19 protein-coding genes are annotated in these 22196 nt (G+C 33.0%); 3 read left to right on the forward strand and 16 right to left on the reverse strand.

Translation table 11 applies throughout. The features are described from left to right. Nucleotides 1–65: 65 nt before the first annotated feature. Nucleotides 66–1349, reverse strand: coding sequence for a Mur ligase family protein (locus tag QZN33_RS04185; RefSeq protein WP_296789696.1), 1284 nt, complete (start codon nucleotides 1347–1349; stop codon nucleotides 66–68). 121 nt (nucleotides 1350–1470) lie between these two features. On the opposite strand from QZN33_RS04185, the gene QZN33_RS04190 reads away from it, so the two are divergent. Further along, on the forward strand, nucleotides 1471–1866 hold the full coding sequence (locus QZN33_RS04190; protein WP_296789697.1) for a nuclease: 396 nt from the start codon (nucleotides 1471–1473) through the stop codon (nucleotides 1864–1866). Nucleotides 1867–1888: 22 nt separating this feature from the next. Here the strand turns inward: QZN33_RS04190 and QZN33_RS04195 are convergent, their stop codons facing one another. The 13 genes from QZN33_RS04195 to QZN33_RS04255 form a co-directional block, all read right to left on the reverse strand. Beyond that, nucleotides 1889–4633, reverse strand: coding sequence for an AAA family ATPase (locus QZN33_RS04195; RefSeq protein WP_296789698.1), 2745 nt, complete (start codon nucleotides 4631–4633; stop codon nucleotides 1889–1891). Beyond that, nucleotides 4630–5904, reverse strand: a complete 1275-nt coding sequence (locus QZN33_RS04200) for a DNA repair exonuclease (protein WP_296789699.1) — start codon at nucleotides 5902–5904, stop codon at nucleotides 4630–4632. The genes QZN33_RS04195 and QZN33_RS04200 overlap by 4 nt, the downstream gene beginning before the upstream one ends. 314 nt (nucleotides 5905–6218) lie before the next feature. Then, on the reverse strand, nucleotides 6219–6383 hold the full coding sequence (locus QZN33_RS04205) for a hypothetical protein (protein ID WP_296789700.1): 165 nt from the start codon (nucleotides 6381–6383) through the stop codon (nucleotides 6219–6221). A gap of 32 nt (nucleotides 6384–6415) precedes the next feature. Next, complete coding sequence (locus QZN33_RS04210; RefSeq protein ID WP_296789701.1) at nucleotides 6416–6562, reverse strand: hypothetical protein; 147 nt, start codon at nucleotides 6560–6562, stop codon at nucleotides 6416–6418. Between the two features lie 41 nt (nucleotides 6563–6603). Beyond that, nucleotides 6604–7215 (reverse strand): hypothetical protein, encoded by a 612-nt coding sequence (locus tag QZN33_RS04215; protein WP_296789702.1) that lies wholly within the window; start codon nucleotides 7213–7215, stop codon nucleotides 6604–6606. 232 nt (nucleotides 7216–7447) lie between these two features. After that, complete coding sequence (locus tag QZN33_RS04220) at nucleotides 7448–8950, reverse strand: ATP-binding protein (RefSeq protein ID WP_296789703.1); 1503 nt, start codon at nucleotides 8948–8950, stop codon at nucleotides 7448–7450. Beyond that, entirely contained in the window at nucleotides 8944–10020 is a 1077-nt protein-coding gene (locus QZN33_RS04225; protein WP_296789704.1) for a DNA double-strand break repair nuclease NurA, read from the reverse strand. The genes QZN33_RS04220 and QZN33_RS04225 overlap by 7 nt, the downstream gene beginning before the upstream one ends. 66 nt (nucleotides 10021–10086) lie before the next feature. Then, nucleotides 10087–10839 (reverse strand): geranylgeranylglyceryl/heptaprenylglyceryl phosphate synthase, encoded by a 753-nt coding sequence (locus tag QZN33_RS04230; RefSeq protein ID WP_296789705.1) that lies wholly within the window; start codon nucleotides 10837–10839, stop codon nucleotides 10087–10089. A 115-nt stretch (nucleotides 10840–10954) separates the two neighbouring features. Continuing rightward, a complete protein-coding gene (locus tag QZN33_RS04235; protein ID WP_292741479.1) occupies nucleotides 10955–11101 on the reverse strand; it encodes a 50S ribosomal protein L40e in 147 nt (48 codons plus the stop codon). A 362-nt stretch (nucleotides 11102–11463) separates the two neighbouring features. Further along, nucleotides 11464–12198 carry a hypothetical protein gene (locus QZN33_RS04240; RefSeq protein WP_296789706.1) on the reverse strand — a complete coding sequence of 245 codons (735 nt, stop codon included), beginning with the start codon at nucleotides 12196–12198 and terminating at the stop codon, nucleotides 11464–11466. A gap of 19 nt (nucleotides 12199–12217) precedes the next feature. Continuing rightward, the gene (locus QZN33_RS04245; RefSeq protein ID WP_296789707.1) at nucleotides 12218–13090 is read right to left on the reverse strand and encodes a toll/interleukin-1 receptor domain-containing protein; all 873 of its coding nucleotides are present in this window, start codon (nucleotides 13088–13090) and stop codon (nucleotides 12218–12220) included. A gap of 14 nt (nucleotides 13091–13104) precedes the next feature. After that, nucleotides 13105–13992 carry a toll/interleukin-1 receptor domain-containing protein gene (locus QZN33_RS04250; RefSeq protein ID WP_296789708.1) on the reverse strand — a complete coding sequence of 296 codons (888 nt, stop codon included), beginning with the start codon at nucleotides 13990–13992 and terminating at the stop codon, nucleotides 13105–13107. A gap of 234 nt (nucleotides 13993–14226) precedes the next feature. Next, the gene (locus QZN33_RS04255; protein ID WP_296789709.1) at nucleotides 14227–19674 is read right to left on the reverse strand and encodes a right-handed parallel beta-helix repeat-containing protein; all 5448 of its coding nucleotides are present in this window, start codon (nucleotides 19672–19674) and stop codon (nucleotides 14227–14229) included. Nucleotides 19675–19790: 116 nt separating this feature from the next. On the opposite strand from QZN33_RS04255, the gene QZN33_RS04260 reads away from it, so the two are divergent. After that, nucleotides 19791–20423, forward strand: coding sequence for a YqhA family protein (locus QZN33_RS04260; protein ID WP_296789710.1), 633 nt, complete (start codon nucleotides 19791–19793; stop codon nucleotides 20421–20423). Nucleotides 20424–20487: 64 nt separating this feature from the next. On the opposite strand, the gene QZN33_RS04265 is transcribed toward QZN33_RS04260, so the two are convergent. Both QZN33_RS04265 and QZN33_RS04270 read right to left on the reverse strand, forming a co-directional pair. Further along, on the reverse strand, nucleotides 20488–21021 hold the full coding sequence (locus QZN33_RS04265) for a DUF367 family protein (protein WP_296789711.1): 534 nt from the start codon (nucleotides 21019–21021) through the stop codon (nucleotides 20488–20490). A 1-nt stretch (nucleotide 21022) separates the two neighbouring features. Beyond that, nucleotides 21023–21682, reverse strand: a complete 660-nt coding sequence (locus tag QZN33_RS04270; protein WP_296789712.1) for a hypothetical protein — start codon at nucleotides 21680–21682, stop codon at nucleotides 21023–21025. 211 nt (nucleotides 21683–21893) lie between these two features. Between QZN33_RS04270 and QZN33_RS04275 the strand changes: the two genes are divergently transcribed. Continuing rightward, nucleotides 21894–22196: helix-turn-helix domain-containing protein (locus tag QZN33_RS04275; RefSeq protein WP_296789713.1), on the forward strand; the 303-nt coding region annotated here is incomplete at its 3' end.

Raw genomic sequence — 22196 nt, forward strand, 5'->3', positions numbered from 1 at the left:
TATTACACCTAAAAATTTATAACATGTTATAATATATTTGCCCTATTATAAAAAGATTAGTATTTTTAAGACAATTTTTCTGAAATTAATTTAATTCTCTCTTGAATATCAATAATAGTATCCTGACCATTACCTCCTATTAAAATAGCATCCTCGTGAGAGTATTCAGCAACTAATTCGATAATTTCATCCAGAGAATTGACTGTAATTATATTTCCCATATATCTGAGGGAATTGAGCCTGTAAATTGCAATATCCAAGGTATCATCCAATCCAGGGAATAGCACAATAACTTCCGGATTGTATTTGACTGCAACATCAAGTATATCCAGCCTGTGAATTTCATTATGTCTTGGAGTACCGATAAAAATGGCATAAAAATCCTTTTCAGATAATATTGAAGCCAATGCATCAGAATTGTCCGTTTTTCCGACATAAACCTGGGCATCATTAATCCTATAAACATCCAATCTGCCCTCGACAGCATTGAAGTTAGCGAGACTGGATTTGATTACATCTTTAGATATTTTTAATTCACGTGCAATTGCATTAGCAAGGCCCGCATTAAGCAAATTAAATTTACCGAATAACTTTAACTCATCCTGATATTCAAAATAAGGAATATTTTTTGAAGCAGCCTCCTTGAAATCTGAATTGAAATCCTGATTGAAAGCTGTGAAAATTAACTTGTCTGAGAAAAATCTGACAAGAGAATTCTTATAGTTAGCTATGGTTTTGTGAACGTCCATATGGTCATTGCCTATATTGGTAAGACCGATCATATCAAAGTCAAAGCAGTATCTGCAAAAGTCCAAGGTCATATCACATACCTCTACAAGCAGTATATCATAGTCACCTTCGCTTGCTTCAAGAATCAAGTCATAATAGCCTGAAAATCCTCCTCCACCGTTTCCGCCGACTAAAACTTTCTTACCTGCATTCTCCAATATAGTTTTTATCATGTGAACAGTAGTTGTTTTACCGTTTGTACCAGTGATGCCTATTGTGAAAATATCTTTATGTTTATCTACCACATCACTTAAAAGTTCTCCGTTACTTAAAAGCTTTGTTGCAAAAGACCCACCATACATACTTGGACTTATTGCAATTGCATCACACTGTTCAATAGCGTAGGGATTGGTAAAACCCAAATCCAAAGTGATTTTATCTCCAACTATTGAAACTGTCTGTTCATCATCCATCAAGTTCATGGATAACATCGGCAAATCTAAACCTTCTAAATCCACATTAATATTCAAATCAGTAGCATAAACTTCCCAACCATGTCTTAAAAGGGAATTAACTGCTTTTTTACCTTCAACTCCTAAACCTATAACTGCCGCTTTCATAAAAAACTAATCCTTAATAAAATTTCAATATAATAACTTAGTATTTTAATGTATTAAACATTTTCTAAAATAACAATTAATTTATAATAGGATAACTAATATTAAAAGAAAAGGTGATTAAATGTTTGAAGATGAAAAAGAAGATAAAATATATAATTTAGTCATTTCCAATGGTATCGATAAACAAAATGAATACGGCCAGTTTACACAGAAATTATTTGAAAAAGTAGACTTTTTATGGAAAGAGTCCATTTCAGGGTCATATGAACATGCCTCAGAAAGTTTTTATTCCAAAATAGACAGAATAATTTTACTTGCAGGCCTTTACAATGACAACAAGGACACCTTTGAAGCATTATTGAATGCAAGTGAAAAATATGACATTCCTATCGTTTTAGTAAGGCCGTTAGGACTTGAAGAAGTTCCGGAAATACTGGAAGAAAAAGCGGCGACAATTGTTGGATGGAACAAAAACTGCATAATAGATTCAATAAAAAATGCAGACGAATTAATTTAAAAAAATAATAAAAAAATGATATCTAAATTATTTTAGAAATACCATTTTCTTTTTCAACTTTAATTAAGTTGTCAGCAGCGTTTTCAAGCTGACTTTCATGAGTTACTATAATCATTTGAGGCAATACAGACATGTCCTTTAACAGGTTAATAAGTTCATGTCTTCTTGAGCTGTCCAAATGAATTGTAGGCTCATCCAATAATATTGTATCCAGTTCTCCTTTAGACATTGCCTGAGTGATACCAAGTCTTAAAGCAAGTGCAATAGCTATTTTTTCACCACCACTGACCATACTCATTGATGATTCGCCTTCAGGACCGTAAACAGTAACATCATACTCATCATCCAAAGTCAAATCTGAATAATTGAAGTTGAATTCATTGAAGAATTCCTTAGTGTACTTTTGAATTAAAGGTTTGGAAAGCATTCTTAAATCTTTTTGAATACCGTCTTTAGCGTATAAACCTCTTATTTTATTTAACAAATCAATATAATCTTTAATGTCATTATATTCCTGTTGGAATTTATCTGCTGTTTGTATTCTTTCTCTTAAGTCTTTTAGATAAGAGATTGATTCACGGGCTCTACCTTTAAGTTCTGAAAGTTCATTGGTGAAAGAAATATGTTTTCTTTCATACATTTCAAAGCGATAAACAATATGTTCATATTTTTCTTTATCATAAATTGAAGCTTCAATTTTATTCTTAGTAATATCAATCTGATTAATGCTGACTCCAATTTCTTCTTTAACAGTGTCAAGCTGAGTCATTAAAGATTTTTTGTTTTGGACATAACCTTTAAGCTGATTATATTCTTCATTTTTCTGTTTTAAATCAGTTATGCGGTCCTGGAGTTCGCCGGCACTAATTTCCCCACTTAAATGTGGATCCTGTTCGATAGCCAGTTTGATATTTTTAACATGAGTGTCAATTTCATTTTTGACCTGTTTCAATTTGTATTGAGCATCAGTTTCACTGCCTAAAACTTCCAAAGCACCTTTAGCCTTATTAAATGCATCATAAGAAGCCTTATAGTTTTCACGGTCAGATTTGATATTAGCTATAACTAATATTAATTCTCCAAGTTTATTGCTGATATATTCTTTTGATTCAAGTCCCTCATCTATTTTATTCAACTTGGAAGCTTCTTTTTGAAGATGAGTGAATTTCTGTTTATATTCAATGATTTCTTTAGACAAATCAGTGATTTTAACAAGTTTATCTTCAAGACTTTTTTTGTTTTTGGAAAGAAGTTTTACATCCTCTTCATGCTGAGCAATCAGTTTCTTATTATCCACAATTGCTGTTTCATATTGCTGAATCAATTGTAATTTCTTTTTGGAATCAATATCGGACTGACATACAGGACATTTGTTGTCAACTTCATTCAATTCAGCCAATGGTTTTTTTGAAGACTGAATATTCTGTTTAAATATTACGATATCCTCATTTTTGGAAATGATGTCTTGAGATAGGCTTTCAATTTTCTGATTAATTTCTTTAATTAAATTATTTGTTGCATCTTCAAGATTACTTAAATTATCTATCTCAGCAAGGTCATCCTGAGACATGCCGTTTTCATCCAGCTTATCCTTGGATTTTGAGAAGAAATCTTCTATATTATTTCTTTCACTCTCAATTGATTTCAATAAATCCTTTTTGTCCTGGTCAAGTTTAGCCATAGCGGCCAATTCTTTTTCATACTGGACTTTCTGGTTGTCGAGTTTAGTAATCTCTTTTTCTGATGATAAAAACTTATTATATTCATCTTTTTTATCTGAAACAATTGCTTTTTGCTGAGCAATTGAGTCTAATTTATCTGTAATCTGTTTTTCTTCTTCTTTTAGATTTTGAATGCTTATAACGGATTTTTCAAAATCAAGATAAACATCCAATTTAGAAACATATTTTTCCAGCCTTGAAATTTTTTCTTCAGCTTCCCTGATTTTGTCAAGATTTTCCTGAATGGAACGTTTATTAGTTTCTAGTTTGGATAAATTAGCTTCTTCAGTCTGTAAATTATGAATTTGATTGTCATGGATTTCTTTTTCTCTTTCCATATCTCTTTTACTTGCGGAAATATCTTTTAAAGAGTTAGTTACATCCTCAATTTGCTCTTCAAGTTCATGACCTCTTTGTTTTAATGAATCAATTTCAGATTTCTTGGTTTCATATTCTTCTTTCAATTCATTTGAATTGTATAGTTTACCTTTAATTTCTGAAAGCTGTTTTTCATAATCATTAATAAAAGGCAAGAGATTTTTCCATGCTTTTTCAAGAGAATCAATACCTAACAGTTTTCCGATAAGCTGTTTTTTCTCAGCCGGAGTCTTGTCAACCAGCTCGGCAATTTCACCCTGTCTTATGTATATTGCATTTAAGAACAGGTCTGAATCAATGTCTAAAATCTGGCGAATTGCATCATTAACTTCCTTATCTCCTGTGCATACATGAACAAATCCGCTTTCATTGGAGGTTTTTGTATATAATGAAGATTTTAGATTAGATTTCTTTTCACGGACAATTTTATATTCCTTACCATTGGAAATGAAATCAAGTTCAACAGACATGGAATTTGCACTGTTTCTAACAAGATCATCAATTTTTTTAGCAGTGTGCTGTTTGAATAAAGCAAAACTTATTGCTTCCAGAATAGTTGATTTTCCAGCCCCATTTTCACCGACAATAACACTGATACCTTTTTTGAGCTCGATTATTGTGTTTTTGTGAGACTTAAAATTTGTTAATTTTAATTTTGTGAAAATCATTGTTTAACCTCCTTTTTAAAGGTTACTTGAACATCATTAGGTTCCTCTTCAGGAGTTTGTTTTTTAGCAGGTTCTTCTAAATCCTCTATCTTTTCTATTGTTTCTGTTTTGAATTCAATATCATCATCCAATGTTTTATAATTTTCATTGAAATATTGGTCGATTAACGCCTGCGCATCTTCCAGTTGGTCTTTGGATAATATGTCATATAAGTCTAAAGCTAATTTGTCAGTACTGCCTCTTCCATAATCACCCATTTGCTCAGCAATCAATTCTTTTGGACCTATGCGAGTGTCATTTCTCAGTATTTCATCAATTGATTCTTCACCGGCCATGTTGAAAGTTGGTCTGATCATTAATGATAAATCACCAAGTTCCTCATTTATTATATCATAAACGAAACTGGTGTCTGATTCGACATTTTTGACTTTCAGATTTAGGATAGGCTTCTTATCAAAGTCTTTAATGACTTCCTTAATTCCGGATATTCCGCTTCCAAGATTGTTATAATCAAGGGATCTGTCTATAAATGTACGTGAAATATCAACTTTGACTCTTTTAACATTTGGTTTTTGACCATCCAAATCCACTACAACGAATCCTTTACCATTTATCTTATAATCTTCAAATTCATCTGATTTCCAGACTTCAGTAGAACCTGGATATACCAGTTTTCCATTACCAAAGTCTTCACAGACATATTTGTGAATATGACCTAACGCATAATAATTAAAGTTATCCGGAATGTCACCCACTTCTATTTCATGCTGAACTGCAAAATACTTGTCGATACCCTGGTGCAGCACTAAAATTGATTTATCGTAATTGGCCGCTTTTTTTGACAATTCCACTAATTTTGCTTTAAGCACATTTGACTGTGATGCAGGATAATAAGGCAGTCCCGCAATAAAAACATCATCATGCATGTAATTTGTATTGATAGGGCTGATTACTTTTAAACCCATTTTTTTGAAAATCACCTGCGGAGGAATTGAACCTTTGCGCACAACTGAATCGTGATTTCCGGCAATTGCATACATAGGAATTCCAGCGCCTTTAAGTTTAAGCAATCCTTTTTGGAATTCTAAAAGTGCCATTGGAGATGGTTTGGCTGTTTCGAATAAGTCACCACTGTGAATTACAAAATCAACTTTTTCTTCGATTATCTTATCTATAACTTTTCCAAATACTTCATAAAAGTCTTTTTCACGCTCAATTAATCCGAATTGGCGATAACCTAAATGAGTATCTGCTAAATGTGCAAATTTCATTATATTACCTTTTTAAATTTATTTGTATATAACCAATTTAAACACTATAACAGTATTTAAGTAATAATAGTTTATTCTATTTTATATTTAATTGTTTGCCAAGAGAGCATTTGAGAACAAATCAATATTGATTTTATTTTATAAAATTATGATTTACTTAAAAATATTTTTATACAAGCTTTTTTAATTATATAATTTTAATGAGTTAATGAATAACACTAATTAAAAAAAAATTTGAGTAATTTTTGATGGTTAAAGGGAATTTCAAATTCCAGGTACTTGATGAATTATTCCCATTACAGGTATTGAAAATATTATTTTGCAAGTGTCTTTTCAACGAAATCCTTGCTGACATCTAATGTATCAATAATTTCATCAACTGTGAAACCTCTTTCCCTAAGTTTGATAATTGATCGTTCATTATTTTCATTTACCTTATCTTTCGCATAATCTTTTGCATATTCTTCAACGTTTTTCATATTTCCACCCACCAGATTGGTTATTCTCTTGTTCAGCAATTTTCTTTGACAAATTTATCACATATCATCAACACTATTCCCTTAGCAAATTGAGCAATATCCTTTTTTAATCCAGGTATATTAGTTATAAGCTCTGCAGAATCAAGAACAGTTGTGTTAATATCCTTTTCACTTTCCATGAAACAAAGCAAGCTTATCATAAGCAGAAATTTTTAGAATATTATTTTGCAAGTGTCTTTTCAACAAAATCCTTAGTGACATTTAGTGTATCAATAATTTCATCAACTGTGAAACCTCTTTCCCTAAGTTTGATAATTGATCGTTCATTATTTTCATTTACTCTATCTTGTGCATATTCTTCAACGTTTTTCATATTTCCACCCACTAGATTGGTTATTCTCTTGTTCAACAATTTATCTTTGACAAATTTATCACATAACATCAACACTATTCCCTTAGCAAATTGAGCAATATCCTTTTTTAATCCAGGTATATTAGTTATAAGCTCTGCAGAATCAAGAATAGTTGTGTTAATATCCTTTTCACTTTCCATGAAACAAAGCAAGCTTATCATAAGCAATTCCTTTTCAGTGAAGTATTCTTCATGTTCTATTTTAGACAGCATTTCATTAATAAACTTATCTCCATCAATGCTTTTTAAGGAATGGATATATATCGGAAAGCGAGAATCAGGATTGATTTTATAGCATTTTGTCTTTTCACGTTCAACGGTACTCAGCACATGAACTTCAATTGGCTTTTTGGATTTGATTTTTACCTGATCGATTATGGCACTGTAGAAGCGAAATCTTCGTTTATCATTAACATCCACATAGCTACTTTGAAATTCAAGGATTATGATTCTATCAAAATATAATTACTATACATCGGAATAAATATTGATTTTTACTGAAAAAAATTTGTTAAAAAATAGTGCAGTGATGATTTCAAAAAATTAAAAATCACCAAAAAAATATTGGCAATTATATCAGTTATAGTCTAAATGACCAATAATTAAGACAGGCTAACATGAAATTGGTAAAAAAAAATAATAAAAATAGGGATTAATAGTCATATCCCATATCTAATGTTTCCTGTTCTGCTTGTTCCAGCTCTTTCTGTTGTCTTTCTTTAAAACCTTTAAAGTGAGAGACTATATCCATGTCGTCACCATGTTTACGGCCTTTAAATTCATCGATTTTAACAAGAGTAGGAACTTTACTCATAAGTCCCAAAACAATGGCTTCACCTACATTCAAGGACGGCAGCTGATTGACCAGATCCTGAGACAGGCTTTCACTTGCTGACTGGACATGTCTCTGGTCTTCCGGTTCAACAAGCCTTAAAATAATCATGTTGTTCATCTGGGACAATGCATCATGGTCAACTGTTTTAGGTGACTGACTTACCAGACACAGACCCAAACCGAATTTACGTCCTTCACGGGCAACTCTCTGAATCCATCTTTTGGAGTCTGAATCACGTCTGTTTGGAGCCAGAATATGAGCTTCCTCCAAAATGAAAAATACAGAATTGTCAAGCAGATCCTTTTTGTTGGCGCTGTGAGCAGCATTTTTAGACCTCTGAAGTGAATTTCTAAGAATATGACTTACAAGAACGCTTGCAACAGATTCATCGACCTGACTCAAATCAAGCACATTGACACATCCCGCCTTAATATTTGACAGGATATTTCCTGCATCCTTATCAAATAATTTGGAATATCTGTCCATTGAATCATCGATTTTGTTCATCACATCCACAATCTGCTTGTCAGAGCCTTCCTCCTGTGATTTTTCAAATAATATATCATACATAATCTGAAGGAAATTGTTTGAGGTTGCCCTTCCGTCACTAAGGATTGTCTTAGCTTCCCTGAATGCTCTTCTGAAGTGTCTTTCCTGAATATAACCATTAGTCGGAATATTAACCAGTCTTCTGATTTCATTGAATGCCATATAATGAGGATTTATTTTAGGCTTGATTACATTTACATCCCCATTTGGAAATTCTGCGCCTTTATATTCCCCATGCATGTCAAAAACAAATACCGGAACGCTGTATGACAATAACTGGTCAATCAGTACTGACACAGTATTTGATTTACCTGCACCAGTCATAGCCAGAATTGCAAGATGTCTTGACAAAATTGGATTTGCATCGACATTGACATCAACATCACTCTGATTTACAAGACAACCTAATTTTAATGGATTTCTGACTTCAAAGATGTCTTTTAAAATGTCTTTGTCTGCAAGTCTGATTTCAGTTCCCGGAAGTACAGGTGTTCTCGGCAGTTTCAGATTATCGTTGACATCTCCAAGAATTTTAACCTTTCCTCTGATGTAGTTTTCATCCACACCAATTCTTGAAATTTTTTGAATAGCTTTAAAATCATTGATGTCAACATTTAAAGCGTCATTGCCTCTAATTAAATTTTCAATCATGCCTAAAACCTGTTTTCCATCATATTCAATAGTAACATATTCACCGACTTTAGGCATTTTATCTGAAATGAATGTTACTTCAGTAAGTGAGGTTTCCCCTACACAAATTCCAACTACCATGACATCACTTCCCTATTGGTTGTTTCATAAATTTTTGCTATTTTTAACAGTTCTCTAATATTTCTATCTGTAATTACAACATCATTGTGAGCCTTATTCAATAAATACGGATATCCCTGAACAGACAGCACGTTTATTTTTTCAATTATTCTAAATACTTCCTGTTTGGATGCCCGGTAAGGCAATTCCACTTTCAAAACGTTTTTGTTGTCCTGCAGTCTGACATAAAATATGGTAAATGTCAGTGATTTGAAAAAGTCATTATAATATGGAAACGGAGCTTTTTCATAAACCTTAAAGTCATTTTTGATTAGAGAAATACCCTGTTTTTTGGTATTTTTGTCCAGAAATGCAATATCCGGAATATTCCAGTGAAAGAGTGAATTATCCGAAGAAGTTTTTGAAATGGAAATAATCTTTTTTCGGTACTGCAATATTTCCTTTAAAAGAATGATTTTTTCAATTGATGCCAAGTGGAGATTGTACTCCTCCTGCTTATTTGAATTTTCGCTCCTTGGAAGTTCAATCAGTTTTAAAGAATCCTGAATTTCCGGAAATGTCAAACCATAACGATTAATCTTAAGTCTTCGTTCAAATTCATTTCTTAAAGAATCATCAAGATTGTTTCTGATTTTATCAGGTAATTTTGCTCCTCGTGGAAATGCATTTTGCAAATCTCCTAAAATGGAGCCATCAAACATGTAATAATCAACATTATATTCCTTAATAGCTCTTAGGGCACATTTCAACTCATATATCGCCATATAATTTCCCAAAATCTCATCCAGAAATGAAACATGGCCAATGTCAAAAATATCTGAGTCATCAATTTTTTTGATTTCACCATCGTAAATTATGGATTCAGCTCCGACAGCACAGAAATTGGTTGTGAGAAATTTCTTTTTATTGAAACTTCCGTCTCCGGCTGCAATTATAAAATCATCAGAGCTTTCCTTGATATCTCTGTCAAACCATCTTCCCTCAAGCAGATCTTCGGGATTGGTTTCTGATTCGAAATCATGGATAAATCCTCTTTTAGCGATGGCTTTTTCATATAGTGAATTTAACATAATATCTACCTAAATTATAATTATGTTAATGGTGTTATAAAAAAATTTAGAGAGAGCAGTTGATAACTACTCCATTGAAGCTTTTTTGATAGCTCCGGTCAATTCTTGAATTTTAGCTTGAACATCATCAACTTCTTCTACTACAGTACCAGTTACAATGACGTCTCCACCGGCTTTAGCAGCAGTATAAGCTGCTTTTGCATCACGAATTCCACCGCCGACAACAATTATCATGTCTTCAGTTGCTCTTTTAGTGTATGCAATCATTTCCGGAGGAATAGGTTTGTCTGCACCGGAACCTGCTTCAAGATAGAAGAACTTGTATCCGAACATTTCATGTGACATTGCATAAACTGCAGGTATTTTCGGCTTGTTTCTCGGTACAAGTTTAGCGTCTCCAACCCAACCGACAGTTCCGCCAGGTTCAACGACCATATATGCCATTGATAAAATCTCGCTTCCTGATGCTTTAACGGTTGGTGCTGCAATAGACTGTGCACCGTTAATCCAGTACTGATTTGTTGAGTTAATGTAACTCATGAAAAATATTGCATCAGCATGTTTGCTTACGCTGCTGGTATTTCCAGGGAAAATAATAATTGGAACTGCAATGTTTTCAGACAATATTTTACATGTATTGTCTACATCATCACCGTTAACAGTAGATCCTCCAATCATAATCCCGTCAGTTCCGCCTTCTATAGCCTGAGTTGCTATTTCCAATGCTTCTTCTGGTGTCTGTTCATCAGGATCAATTAAAGTAAAATGAATTTTTCTTGTTTTTAAAATATCACGAATGTAATTTTCAACGTCTTTCATAAAAATAAATTTGTTAAAAATGATATATTAAATTAATTGTTAAAAAAAGTGGTTTATAAATTTTTAAAGAGAGTTTTTGAAAAACTCCCCAAATGTTCAATGAAAAAGAATAAATCTATCCTCTAGGTTCTTTAGCTTTGTATCTTAAACCTTTGTAACCGCATTTTCTGCAGGTAGTAGCACCAGCAGGGTTACGAGCGTTACATTTTAAGCAGATTTTTACATTGAACATTCTGTTTTCTGCTACTTCAAATCTTGCCATTAACAACTCCTCCTATAATCATGAAAATTTAATAATAATAAAAATTGTTATGAATCAAAAGCAATTATCACTCATCATAACTATTAATTAATTATATTAACTTAATAGTATTTAAAGGTTTAGTAAAAACCCCCAAAATAATAAAAAATTGTTAATCAAATCTTAACAATTTTTAAGTCACCATTTTCACAAAATTAGAAAGATTTCTGAAAGTTATTTATCATGTTTTAACAAACAGATTCGGTCAACATGATAGGATTGGTTTTTGATTAAGCGTCTTTACCTAATCATAATTCCAATCCAGGTTAACCTTGAGTTTATACAATTTAACATTGCCCTTATTGATTAATATAACTTTTCAATCAGCCGCTGAAATCATAGGCAGTATATCCTCTATCACCACTGGAAGAGCCTCCACTACTTGATCCGTAGCCTCCATAACTCCAACTGTCACCACTGGTAGTGTATGAAGTATCAGTTGAATAATATGAATTTGATGAAGATGATGAAGACGATGAATCTGAAGTAGATGAACTTGAATAAGAACTTACATCTCCAATGGCACTTTGGGTTTCCTCAACTGCATTTACAACATTGGAACCTGTACTAACGTTGTCAAATTTAAACTTATCTGTAGGATTGTGGAACTTGAGACTGTTCCAGCATGCCATTAGAAGATTCTTGTTTGTAGACTGCAGCATGACAGTGTTGTTGTACTCGAGATTTTTGACAAATATTGAATAAGTACCATTTTTTTCATAGACAACAACATTACCTTCCTTGATTTTTTTGGAGTCTGATTGTGTTGAATTTTTAAGAGCATTCATTTTAGATATACTTGATTTTTTTGATATATTAGAATTACAGCTGGTAACGTTAATACCATTTTCATTATCTACATAATGGAAAATACCATCCTTATCTGCATTGGATGATGCATTATCCTGAATTGGAACATTCATGTATGCAGATTTGCTCAATACTATAGTAGTCTGATTCATGTCTACTGTCGGAGTGCTGAATAAAAAATAACCTCCAAGAGCAGCAACAGCCACGACAACAACAGCTACGATTAGAATAACTTTTTTAATATCCATTTTACCACCACTCAAAAATTCAAAGCTCAGCTTCACCCTGAGCTATAACCCTATCATTAGCATCAATCAGGTTTACTTCAACTCTTTTAATGTCCTTAGTGCCTGAAACATCAGAACCTAACAGATAACCATCATTGACTCTCTGAATATCTGATATTTCAGTTTCAGTAGTATTTACCAGATTACCTGTCTTGTCATAGAAATCACAGGAGACAACATACTTTCCGGTCGGCTCTGGAGAAATTATTCCACCTACAAAATAGGAATAATTCCAGGAGTATCCTTTTTTGCGCACATCATCTACATGAAAATCAGTGACGTTAATTTTTACATCCCCCGGATTTAAAGGCACCGTATTTTCATCAGCTGCCTGATCAACAAAAGTCATGTATGCAAAAATACATGCGATAACCACAACAATTAATGCAATGGCAGCGATAATTGGTTTTTTATGTTTTTTAACAATGTAAGAAAAGCTTCTTTCCTTTGACTTCTGCTGCTTGACCAGACGTGAAACGGTTAAAACCAACTCATCAAATTTTGATTCAACATCTTCATGAGCATCAATAAGTTGATTATCCTCCATGAAAAATGAAAAACCGCCTTCAAATTTGGAATCATCAATCTTATAAATCAGAACCGGCATATCCTGTGAAAATGCAAAGTCAACTTCAGTGTTGACAATATTTGAATCCTTTGAAAATTGAGAGTATATCAAAAGCATTACCTTTGATTTGTCAATTGCACTATTAATCTCATCAATAATATCATTTACACCTACATCCCGACTTTTAATCCAACAGGACAAAGCGTTCTTTTCCAAAACACTGCAAATTTTATTTGCAATTTCCAAGTCATTGGAATCATAAGAAATATAAACATCATGACTCATTACTTATCACCAACCTACTGTCTGACAAAATTACTGCTTTGTGCACTGCCCAATACCTTACCTGAACTGTCACGAAGCTCCAGTGAAACTTTAACTGCAGTATCCTTGTCACCGTAATATATTCCTAAGGTATTGCCTTCAATGTCTCCTACCTTAGTCTCATTGCTCATTATAACTTTACCTGACTCATCCAAAAAGTCAATGTGAATCACATTTGATGAATCGCTTGCATTTGAAGATACAGATCCAAATACGAAATATGAGTATTTCCAGGAATAACCTTTGGAAGTGTCATTATCCATCTCTATGTAATCAATGGAAACCGTCGGCTGTGAAGAGTTTGAGTCATTAGAATTAACACCCGTTCCAGTAAATGCAACAAAACCAACAACAGCTATCAAAATAATTGCCGCAACTGCAATTATATGATATTTATGTTTATCGAAAAAACTGTCATCATCATCATTTCCCGGAACCTGGACAAAATCGCCGCCAGGACGTTGACCTTTGATTAAACGGCGTGCTCCACTAACGACATCATCATATGAATCTTCAGGATTAGGAAATGCATTCAACCATTGCTTATTTCTTAAAAAAGTTTCCATTTTACCTTTAGGTAATGAATCATCTATATTGATTGGCAAAATGCCCTTGTTGTTAATGTAAGCCTTTTGAACTTCTTTAATTACATATTTAGATGACTGGGAATTATCAGAAAATATCAAAACAACGATTTTTGCACTATCCAAACCAAGCATGATCTCTTCAGCATAATTTTCCCCAGGCCGGACATTTCTAGGAGCAATCCAGCATGAAAGACCATTATTTTCCAAATGACTACAAACATTCTCTGCAATTTCCTGGTCTAAAGACGAATAACTAATAAAAATATCATAATCCATGAATTCACCCTACTACTTAAAGATTTATCCAATCGAAATTACCTGAAAAATTTTATTATACTTTACAGTAATGTTATCAATTGAATAAAATCTAAACTACCTAAAAAAAAATTTTAAGTATTTTTATTCATCAATATAATACTTTATATTAAACATTAAATTTAAGTCATATAAAGTAAAAACTTTCATTAAGAATTTGAAAAAAAGAAAATAAATAAAAGCAAATTAATGCTTTTATTTTAAACCATGAGATGATTCTTTTCCATTATTTACTTTAGTCCACCACTTACCATACTTTTTAGCACTTGATTGGATTTTTAAAGTTGCTTTTCCAGTTCCAGAATACTTAACACTGGCAGGTTTTACAGTAACTGCATGTTTGCCCACTGCAAGCATGTTAGTGGAATAAGCACAAACTCCACTGGCCTTTGCAAATTTACCTGTAGTCAAAGTAACAGTTTTATAGTTTTTACCATCCTTAATCTTGATAGTAACTTTAATTCCGTTCAGATACTTTTTACCTGATTTGTCCTTTACAATAACGTTGATAGTTCCGCCTTTTTTGGCAGTTTTGGTGTTAACTATGATTTTAATTGGAGTCTGTTTAATTACTTTAACAGGAGTTGAAACTGATTTTACACTGTAACCTGCATGTGAAACAGATACGACAAACTTATAAGTGCCGACAGGCAAACCGGAAGTCTGATAATTAGTAACTCCTGCAGAATTAGTTGCTTTAAGATTATTCACAGTTTTATAAAGTTTATTTCCTTTATATATTTTTAAAACAGGTTTAATACCTGAAATAGCTTTTCCATCAGATCCCTTCAATGTAATAGACCATAATGTGGATTTCTTATAAGCAACTGTTTGTGATTTTTCAATATTTATTGTAGCAGTATTTTTAGCTACAATAACCGGAATCACCCTTTCAACAGAATTATAATTGTTGTTAACCGGCTGAGTAATGACTTTTAAAACATATTCCCCAACAGGCAAACCTGAAACACTGATTACATTACCATTACAAACCGGATTAACACTCTCACCCAGTATACTCATACTAGCAATATTACAGTTATCCAAAACAATTGCAGTAGAACCGGATTCAGAATACTTAAATGAAATATAATCCTCAATAAAAATAATATCAGAATCAATCTTATTTACAGTAATCGGCAATGTAGCACTGGTAGTCTTATGATTAGCATCAGGAATAGCTTCAACAGACAAGGTATAATTACCTGCATTCAAACCGGAAACACTGACAACATTATTGCTGTTAATGCTAACTAAAGCTTCAGGATGACCAACAACTTTAAGATTGGAAAGTGATACTGTACAACCATCCAAAATCAAAGTGGTTGAACTCTCACCGAGATAATCAAATACAATCGGATTGGAAAACCCAACTTTTGCACTAGCCTTATTGACACTAACACCAACAGTGCGAGTTACAGCATTATGATTGGAATCCGGAGTAGAAGTAATTCTTAAAGTGTAACTGCCCACAGCCAAATTAGAAACACTTACAACATTACCATTAATACGAATAACCGCCTCCGGATGATTATCAACCTTAATGTTTCCCAAAGTAACACTGCAGCCAGTCAATGTCAAGGTAGTAGACCCAGAACCTCCATAATCATAACTGATGGCCTTTGAAAATTTAACATCAGAATCAGCTTTGCTAACAGTAACCACAATAGTATTGGTAACAGCATTGTGATTGGAATCAGGAACTGAAGTGATTCTTAAAGTATAACCTCCAACAGACAAATTGGAAACGCTAACAACATTATTGTTTACACTGATTACTGCTTCAGGATGTCCATCAACACTGATACCCTCACGAACAATACCGCAACCGGTCAAAGTCAAAGAAGCAGAACTGGATTTGCCATAAACAAAAGATATGGCCTTGTCAAAACTGATTTTGGAATCAACCTTATTGACAGTGATTGTAGTAGTTTTTGTAACCGCATTATGATTGGAATCAGGAGCTGAAGTAATTCTTAAAGTATAACTGCCCACAGGCAAATTGGAAACAGTGATTTCATTGTTGACAACACCGATGAAAGCTTCAGGATGACCATCAACACTAACACCACCATAAACGACACTTCCACCATTGACATTCACATTAGTTGAACCAGACTCACCATAACTGAATGAAACAGGTTTAGCAATAGTAATAACAGAATCCACCTTATTTACAGTAATACCCACAGTTCTTGTAACTGAATTGTGATATTCATCAGGAGTGGATACGACACGCAAAGTGTAACTGTCCGCAGCAAGACCAGAAACAGTAATCTTATTGCCGCTCACAACAATAGAAGCTTCAGGATGGCCATCAACACTAACCTTCTCACGAGTGACAGTACAACCCTCTAAAGTTAAAGTAGTGGAACCGGATTTCAGATAATCAAATACGATCACATTATTGAATTTGATAACAGAATCATCCTTACCCGCAGTGGAAATCACAATGTTTTGCAATTCTGCAATTGGGAATTCCTTAAAACCGCTGGAATCCACACTTGCCACAACACCATAAGTGCCCGGATCAAACATCAAAGGCACACTCACAAAACCACTTGAATCAGTAGCAACAGTTGTCTCATAACCATTCGGATTGAACTGCAACTTAACCGGAATGCTGCCGTAAACATCACCATTAGCCGGATTAACCAACTTAATATTCAAAGTCTTATTATTATTGGAAGTGGAAAGCTCAATAACACCGGAAATCTTAGAAATTACAATATTATCCTGTTCAACAGTATTAACATCAACATTTTGAGTAGTTACATAAGCCTTAACTGAATAATTGCCCGGTTCAAATGAAGACATGGAATATGCAACCATACCATTGGGATCTGTTGAAATATCAGCAGACTGATACAAATTACCGTTCAAATAAATATCCACATGAATCGGAACATCTCTTTTAGCATTATTATCAGAATCAACAACCTTAAATGACAAAGATTTATCGCCGTAATACTTACCATACGGAGTAACAGTCAAAGTGGCTCTATACATATTCACTTTAACGTTAATTTTTTGTGAAACTGCACTGTTAATAGAATCCCCTGCATAACTAACAATAACCTCATGATTGCCTAAACCACCAATATAATCATTAGCCGGAAAACTAACAACACCATCAGAAGAAGTAGTTCTGCTATAACTGTTACCATTTACACTAAAAGTAACTTGTTTTTTTGAAAGTGGGCCTGCTACATTTGACAGAGTAGCTCGAATAGTACACTGTTCACCATTTACTATGGAAAGGTCATCAGCAGACAATATTGTATTATAATGACAAATTACCTCTTTTGGAGTTACATCAAAAATTGAATCCACAATTTCATATTTTTCAGAGCCAGGGAATGTGATTGCTTCTTGACCATTATAATTTGAATTTGTGAAATTTGAATTTTTAATTATTGTGTTTTTTGTAAATCCAATATCTAATGAATTACCATATAATTCTGCAGAACAGCTATCAAATAAACAGTCTGAAATATTTAAATTAGTTGCAGGATTAACATGAATTGCACCACCAGTCATTTTTGCATGAGAATTTATAAACTCACTATTGGATAAATTAAAGTTAGTCACATCATTAATATAAAGTGAACCTGCAAAATTTCCAGAATCACTATCCTTGAAATACAAATCATTCAAATTGGCATTAGTTGTAGTTAAAATACATACTGAACCTCCTGTGAGATTTGAAGATGAATTTGAAAAATCACAGTTATCAATAATTACCTTTGGAACATTCCTGGAATAAACAGACCCCCCTTCCGTATTTGAATAAGAATCTGAAAAATTACAATCTGAAATAGTTAATAAGTTTCCAGTATTGACTACCCTTACAGAACCGCCAAATCCATTTGATTTACATGAATCGAAGTCACAACCCAAAATATTTACATTAGTGCAAGAATCAGATGAAATAGCACCCCCATCATTGACAACGGTAAAACATTCATAAAAATCACAGTCAATAATGTTTACATCTTTAACCCCAGAAATGTCCATAGCTCCACCATAAGTATGAGCTTGACACTTTTCAAAGTAACTGTCTTTAATTTTTAGATAATTTCCACCATGTGAGTAAATAGCACCACCCTCCCTGTTAGAGGATGCATTATAAAACACACAAGAATTAATTTCAACATCATTAACAGTACCATAAAATCCTATCTGACAATAATAGTTTTTTGAACCCTCAAATTTAGAATTATTAATTACAATATTATTTGAGTTAATAATATCAACATCAGCAGCCCCTTCTGAAGAAGTGGAACTTTTAAAAGTGGAATCTAAAATTTTAATATAGCTAGATCCTTCGTCCACATGAATTGCACCACCATTATTAGCAGAAGAGCCTACAAAATCACAATTTTTAATCATTATATTTGATGACTTGGAATCTATCCTAACTGAACCACCCATTAGGGCGGCATTATTATTGAAAGTACACTTTTCAATTGAATATCCATTTTTAATTGCACCCCCAAAATTTTTCGCAGAATTATTAATGAAATTGCAATTATAATAACTGCCCCATGCCACAGCACCACCAAAATCGTCTGCAGTATTTCCAATGAAAGTACAATATGTTAAAACACCTCCACTAACTGCACCACTATCAACAGATGCATGATTATTTTTAAAAGTACAATTTGATAATTTACCATCTGTATACTTTAGATAAATTGCACCTCCCCATTGTGCAGAATTACCTTCAAAATTGGAGTTAATTATATCAACAGAACTACTTTCATAACGTGAAATGGCGCCACCGTCTTGAGATGCAACATTATTTTTGAAAGTACAATTTTCAATTAATAACTCTCTTGAATTGTCTAGGATACGAATTGCACCACCATAGTTGGCGCGACAATTTATAAATGTTGAATCAATTATTTTTAAATTATTTGCACCTCTAGATACTATTGCACCCCCATTATCTGTGACTGAACATCCTTCAATAGTACAATTGATTATTTCACCAGAATTTTCTATACAAATTGCTCCACCAGAGCCATCTCCAACTTTACTATTTGTAAAATATGAATTTGTAATTTTACAATATGCAGTGCCGCTAATAAATAATGTTCCACCGCGATAAGCTGCATAAGACTTTAAAAATTTACAGTTATCAAAAATAACTTGGCCACTGTAAGCATCTATAGTGCCCCCATATCTACCATATCCATTTTTGAAAGTGATATTTTTAAATGTAACGATTGAATTTTCAATTCCAAAAATTCTATTATCTTCACCATCGAATGTTGCACCGTTGGTTCCTATAAATGTCAACTCTTTACTTATAGTATAATCATGAATTTTATATGTTCCACTTAATACAATTGTATCTCCTGCATTTGCACTTGAAATATCTGATTTTAACTGTGAAACGCTTGTTGGATAGTATGTAGCTGATAGAGTATTAGACTGATTATCCAATACTAAAACTTCATCAGATTCCTCAACAGAAGTTAATTTTGTAGTTTCATCATTTAAAATATTATCAGACATATCTTCAATAAGATCTACATCAGTAGCATTCAAATCACTTGCACTGACTGACGTTACAGTAAAAATACATAACATCACCAATATCAGAACAAATACATGTTTTTTATTAAAAATCCTCATTCCTCCTATAAAATTGAAAATAAAAAAATTTTATTCATTAAATATGAAATTATTTTTATTGAATATGTAATATAAGTCGTATAAAGCAAAAGCTTTCATTAAGAAACCCATATCGAATGATTAAAATAGCAACACTTCAAAAGATTAATTCAATAACTAATATGCAGGTGATTACAATTTCACTAAAAGACTTTAGACATTCACTCGAAGACAATACCGAAAAACTGTTATATGCAAGCAGATGGGTTCTCTCACCTATGTATATTCTGCTGATTGTGGTGCTTATCTTAATACTCATTAAGTTTGTAGGGGATGTGACCCGTTTCATTTCAATTATGGGTACACTGACAGACAATGAATGGATAGTTCAGGTTTTGGAACTTCTGGATTTGACTTTGGTGGCAAATCTGGTTTTGATTGTTGCATTTTCAGGATATGAGAATTTCATATCAAAAATTGATGTGGCAGACTCCCATATCGACCGCCCTTCATGGATGGGTAGGCTTGACTTTTCAGGACTTAAACTTAAGATTATCGGTTCTGTTGTTGCAATATCCCTTATAGAACTGCTGCAGGACTTTTTGAATACAACATCAAACATTGACCCGAATGTTGAATTTTGGAGAATTGCCCTTCATTTAACATTTGTTGCAACTGGCCTTGTATTTGCGGGAATGGAGATACTGTCCGAAAAAAGACATGAAATGAAAAACAAGGATCAATTTTCAGAGCTTGAAAATGATTTTTAATTTGCAGATTTAATCTGCAAAGATTTAAATTTTAAAATGAAAATAAAAAAAATAGAATAGAGGATTATTCCTCTGAATTAATACCTTTTTCAGCTAAAAATTCATTCTGAACCTTTACAACCTCAGCACTGCTGTCAGCTTCACTGTAGGCCTCAAGCAAATCATGATTCAATTCCAAAAAAGTATGACCCCATTTAAAGCCGTTCATCAAATCACGTGCTTCATCCTTAAAGCGGGTAATGTAAAGTGTTGCAGAAACCGCCTCAACTGTAGAGAGAATACATGCCTTTCCGTAGTTTACAGGATTTGTAGCAATGAGAAACGGCAGTGAGCGGTGGTATTTTGAAAGTGAAAAGAATTTTTTAGAACTTGACACTTCATTCCATGAACAGTCAAGCCCTACAATTCCTCTTCTGTGGACATATCTGTAGTCTTCATAGGATACAGCTTTTTCAGCATACGGATTTAAAACAATTGCTCCGGAAGGAACCTTATTGATATTATAGACCAATCGGCACTTTCCCATCTTGTCCATTTTGATTGAAGTGCATTTCTTCCTGTCGCATTCATCCGCATGAAAAACTGTAATCTTTACCATACTAACCTTCTAAAGCAGTTCTGTTTCCTGCTTTGTATTGATGAATAAGATCCATCTGCTGTGCAAATTCATCTTCAGTAAGTCCGAATTCCTCGTTGATTTTAGGAACATTTTTACTTTCTTTCAGAGATATGCTTTTAAGAAGTGGTTCGATGTATTCCTTATATGCAGGACTGAACATCTGACCGGTTGCATTCACATCTGAGTCTGCATTAAATATTGCATATATCAGATAACCCTGTTTTTGGCCTTGTGACTGACAGATGATAATATTCATTGTTTCATTGGCATTTTGAGTAGTATTGTTTCCAGGCATGGCCTGAGTGAAGTAAATATTCCATTCCTGGCCATTGAATGACCTTTCTTCAGGATTTGTAACACCCTGAAGCTCATATATTTCCATCAGCGCAGATGAGTTATCCACTGTTGAAATGTTATATGTAATATGATGCTGTTTATCCTCGTAGGAATGCATGAACTTTTGAGTGTCGTTGACAAGTTTTACGTCTCCTACAAAGTTTCCTTCCATAAATTCAGTTTTTAATGGACTGGTTTGTGTATTTTGAGTACCATTAAACATGCCAGTAGCAAAAGCATAGCCTGCAATGGCTATAATTACTACAATGACTGCTAAAATTATTATAATATTTTTATCTTCCATTATGAGAACTCCATAATTTATTTGTTTAATATTTTATCTAAATGGTGCAAGAATACCTTGACTTCTTCAAGTCGAGGATGAATTGCACAAAAAGAGCAGTTAGTTATCAAATGCTCTCGCTTATTCTTTATATATTGTCTATTGATATATTTTATATTTTATGTTCAAAATTAATTGGAATATAAAATAGATATTTTTGATGTGTTTTTTCATGTTAGATGAGTGTATTATTGTTAATGAAGGTTTGAAGGTTAAGTTGTATCCTGATAAGGTTATGAAGGATAAATTTAATCAGAGTCTGGGTAATGCTAGATTTGTTTGGAATAATTTATTAACAGAATACCAAAAAACCTTTGAATTATTTAAACAACATGGTTATACAAAGCTAAAATGCAATCAAACAACATTCAATACAATGTTAACAATGTTGAAAAAGGAATATCCATTTTTATATGACAGTGAATCTAGCACATTGCAGCAGGTCTATCGTGACTTAATACGTTCATTTAATGGA

It is taken from the genome of uncultured Methanobrevibacter sp., from assembly GCF_900314615.1.
Classification (GTDB): Archaea; Methanobacteriota; Methanobacteria; order Methanobacteriales; family Methanobacteriaceae; genus Methanocatella.

Bases quoted from the DNA above. Each gene is read 5' to 3' on its own strand.
- QZN33_RS04185 (WP_296789696.1), bottom strand. From the start codon at position 1,349: ATGAAAGCGGCAGTTATAGGTTTAGGAGTTGAAGGTAAAAAAGCAGTT.
- QZN33_RS04190 (WP_296789697.1), top strand. From the start codon at position 1,471: ATGTTTGAAGATGAAAAAGAAGATAAAATATATAATTTAGTCATTTCC.
- QZN33_RS04195 (WP_296789698.1), bottom strand. From the start codon at position 4,633: ATGATTTTCACAAAATTAAAATTAACAAATTTTAAGTCTCACAAAAAC.
- QZN33_RS04200 (WP_296789699.1), bottom strand. From the start codon at position 5,904: ATGAAATTTGCACATTTAGCAGATACTCATTTAGGTTATCGCCAATTC.
- QZN33_RS04205 (WP_296789700.1), bottom strand. From the start codon at position 6,383: ATGAAAAACGTTGAAGAATATGCAAAAGATTATGCGAAAGATAAGGTA.
- QZN33_RS04210 (WP_296789701.1), bottom strand. From the start codon at position 6,562: ATGGAAAGTGAAAAGGATATTAACACAACTGTTCTTGATTCTGCAGAG.
- QZN33_RS04220 (WP_296789703.1), bottom strand. From the start codon at position 8,950: ATGGTAGTTGGAATTTGTGTAGGGGAAACCTCACTTACTGAAGTAACA.
- QZN33_RS04225 (WP_296789704.1), bottom strand. From the start codon at position 10,020: ATGTTAAATTCACTATATGAAAAAGCCATCGCTAAAAGAGGATTTATC.
- QZN33_RS04230 (WP_296789705.1), bottom strand. From the start codon at position 10,839: ATGAAAGACGTTGAAAATTACATTCGTGATATTTTAAAAACAAGAAAA.
- QZN33_RS04235 (WP_292741479.1), bottom strand. From the start codon at position 11,101: ATGGCAAGATTTGAAGTAGCAGAAAACAGAATGTTCAATGTAAAAATC.
- QZN33_RS04240 (WP_296789706.1), bottom strand. From the start codon at position 12,198: ATGGATATTAAAAAAGTTATTCTAATCGTAGCTGTTGTTGTCGTGGCT.
- QZN33_RS04245 (WP_296789707.1), bottom strand. From the start codon at position 13,090: ATGAGTCATGATGTTTATATTTCTTATGATTCCAATGACTTGGAAATT.
- QZN33_RS04250 (WP_296789708.1), bottom strand. From the start codon at position 13,992: ATGGATTATGATATTTTTATTAGTTATTCGTCTTTAGACCAGGAAATT.
- QZN33_RS04255 (WP_296789709.1), bottom strand. From the start codon at position 19,674: ATGAGGATTTTTAATAAAAAACATGTATTTGTTCTGATATTGGTGATG.
- QZN33_RS04260 (WP_296789710.1), top strand. From the start codon at position 19,791: ATGATTAAAATAGCAACACTTCAAAAGATTAATTCAATAACTAATATG.
- QZN33_RS04265 (WP_296789711.1), bottom strand. From the start codon at position 21,021: ATGGTAAAGATTACAGTTTTTCATGCGGATGAATGCGACAGGAAGAAA.
- QZN33_RS04270 (WP_296789712.1), bottom strand. From the start codon at position 21,682: ATGGAAGATAAAAATATTATAATAATTTTAGCAGTCATTGTAGTAATT.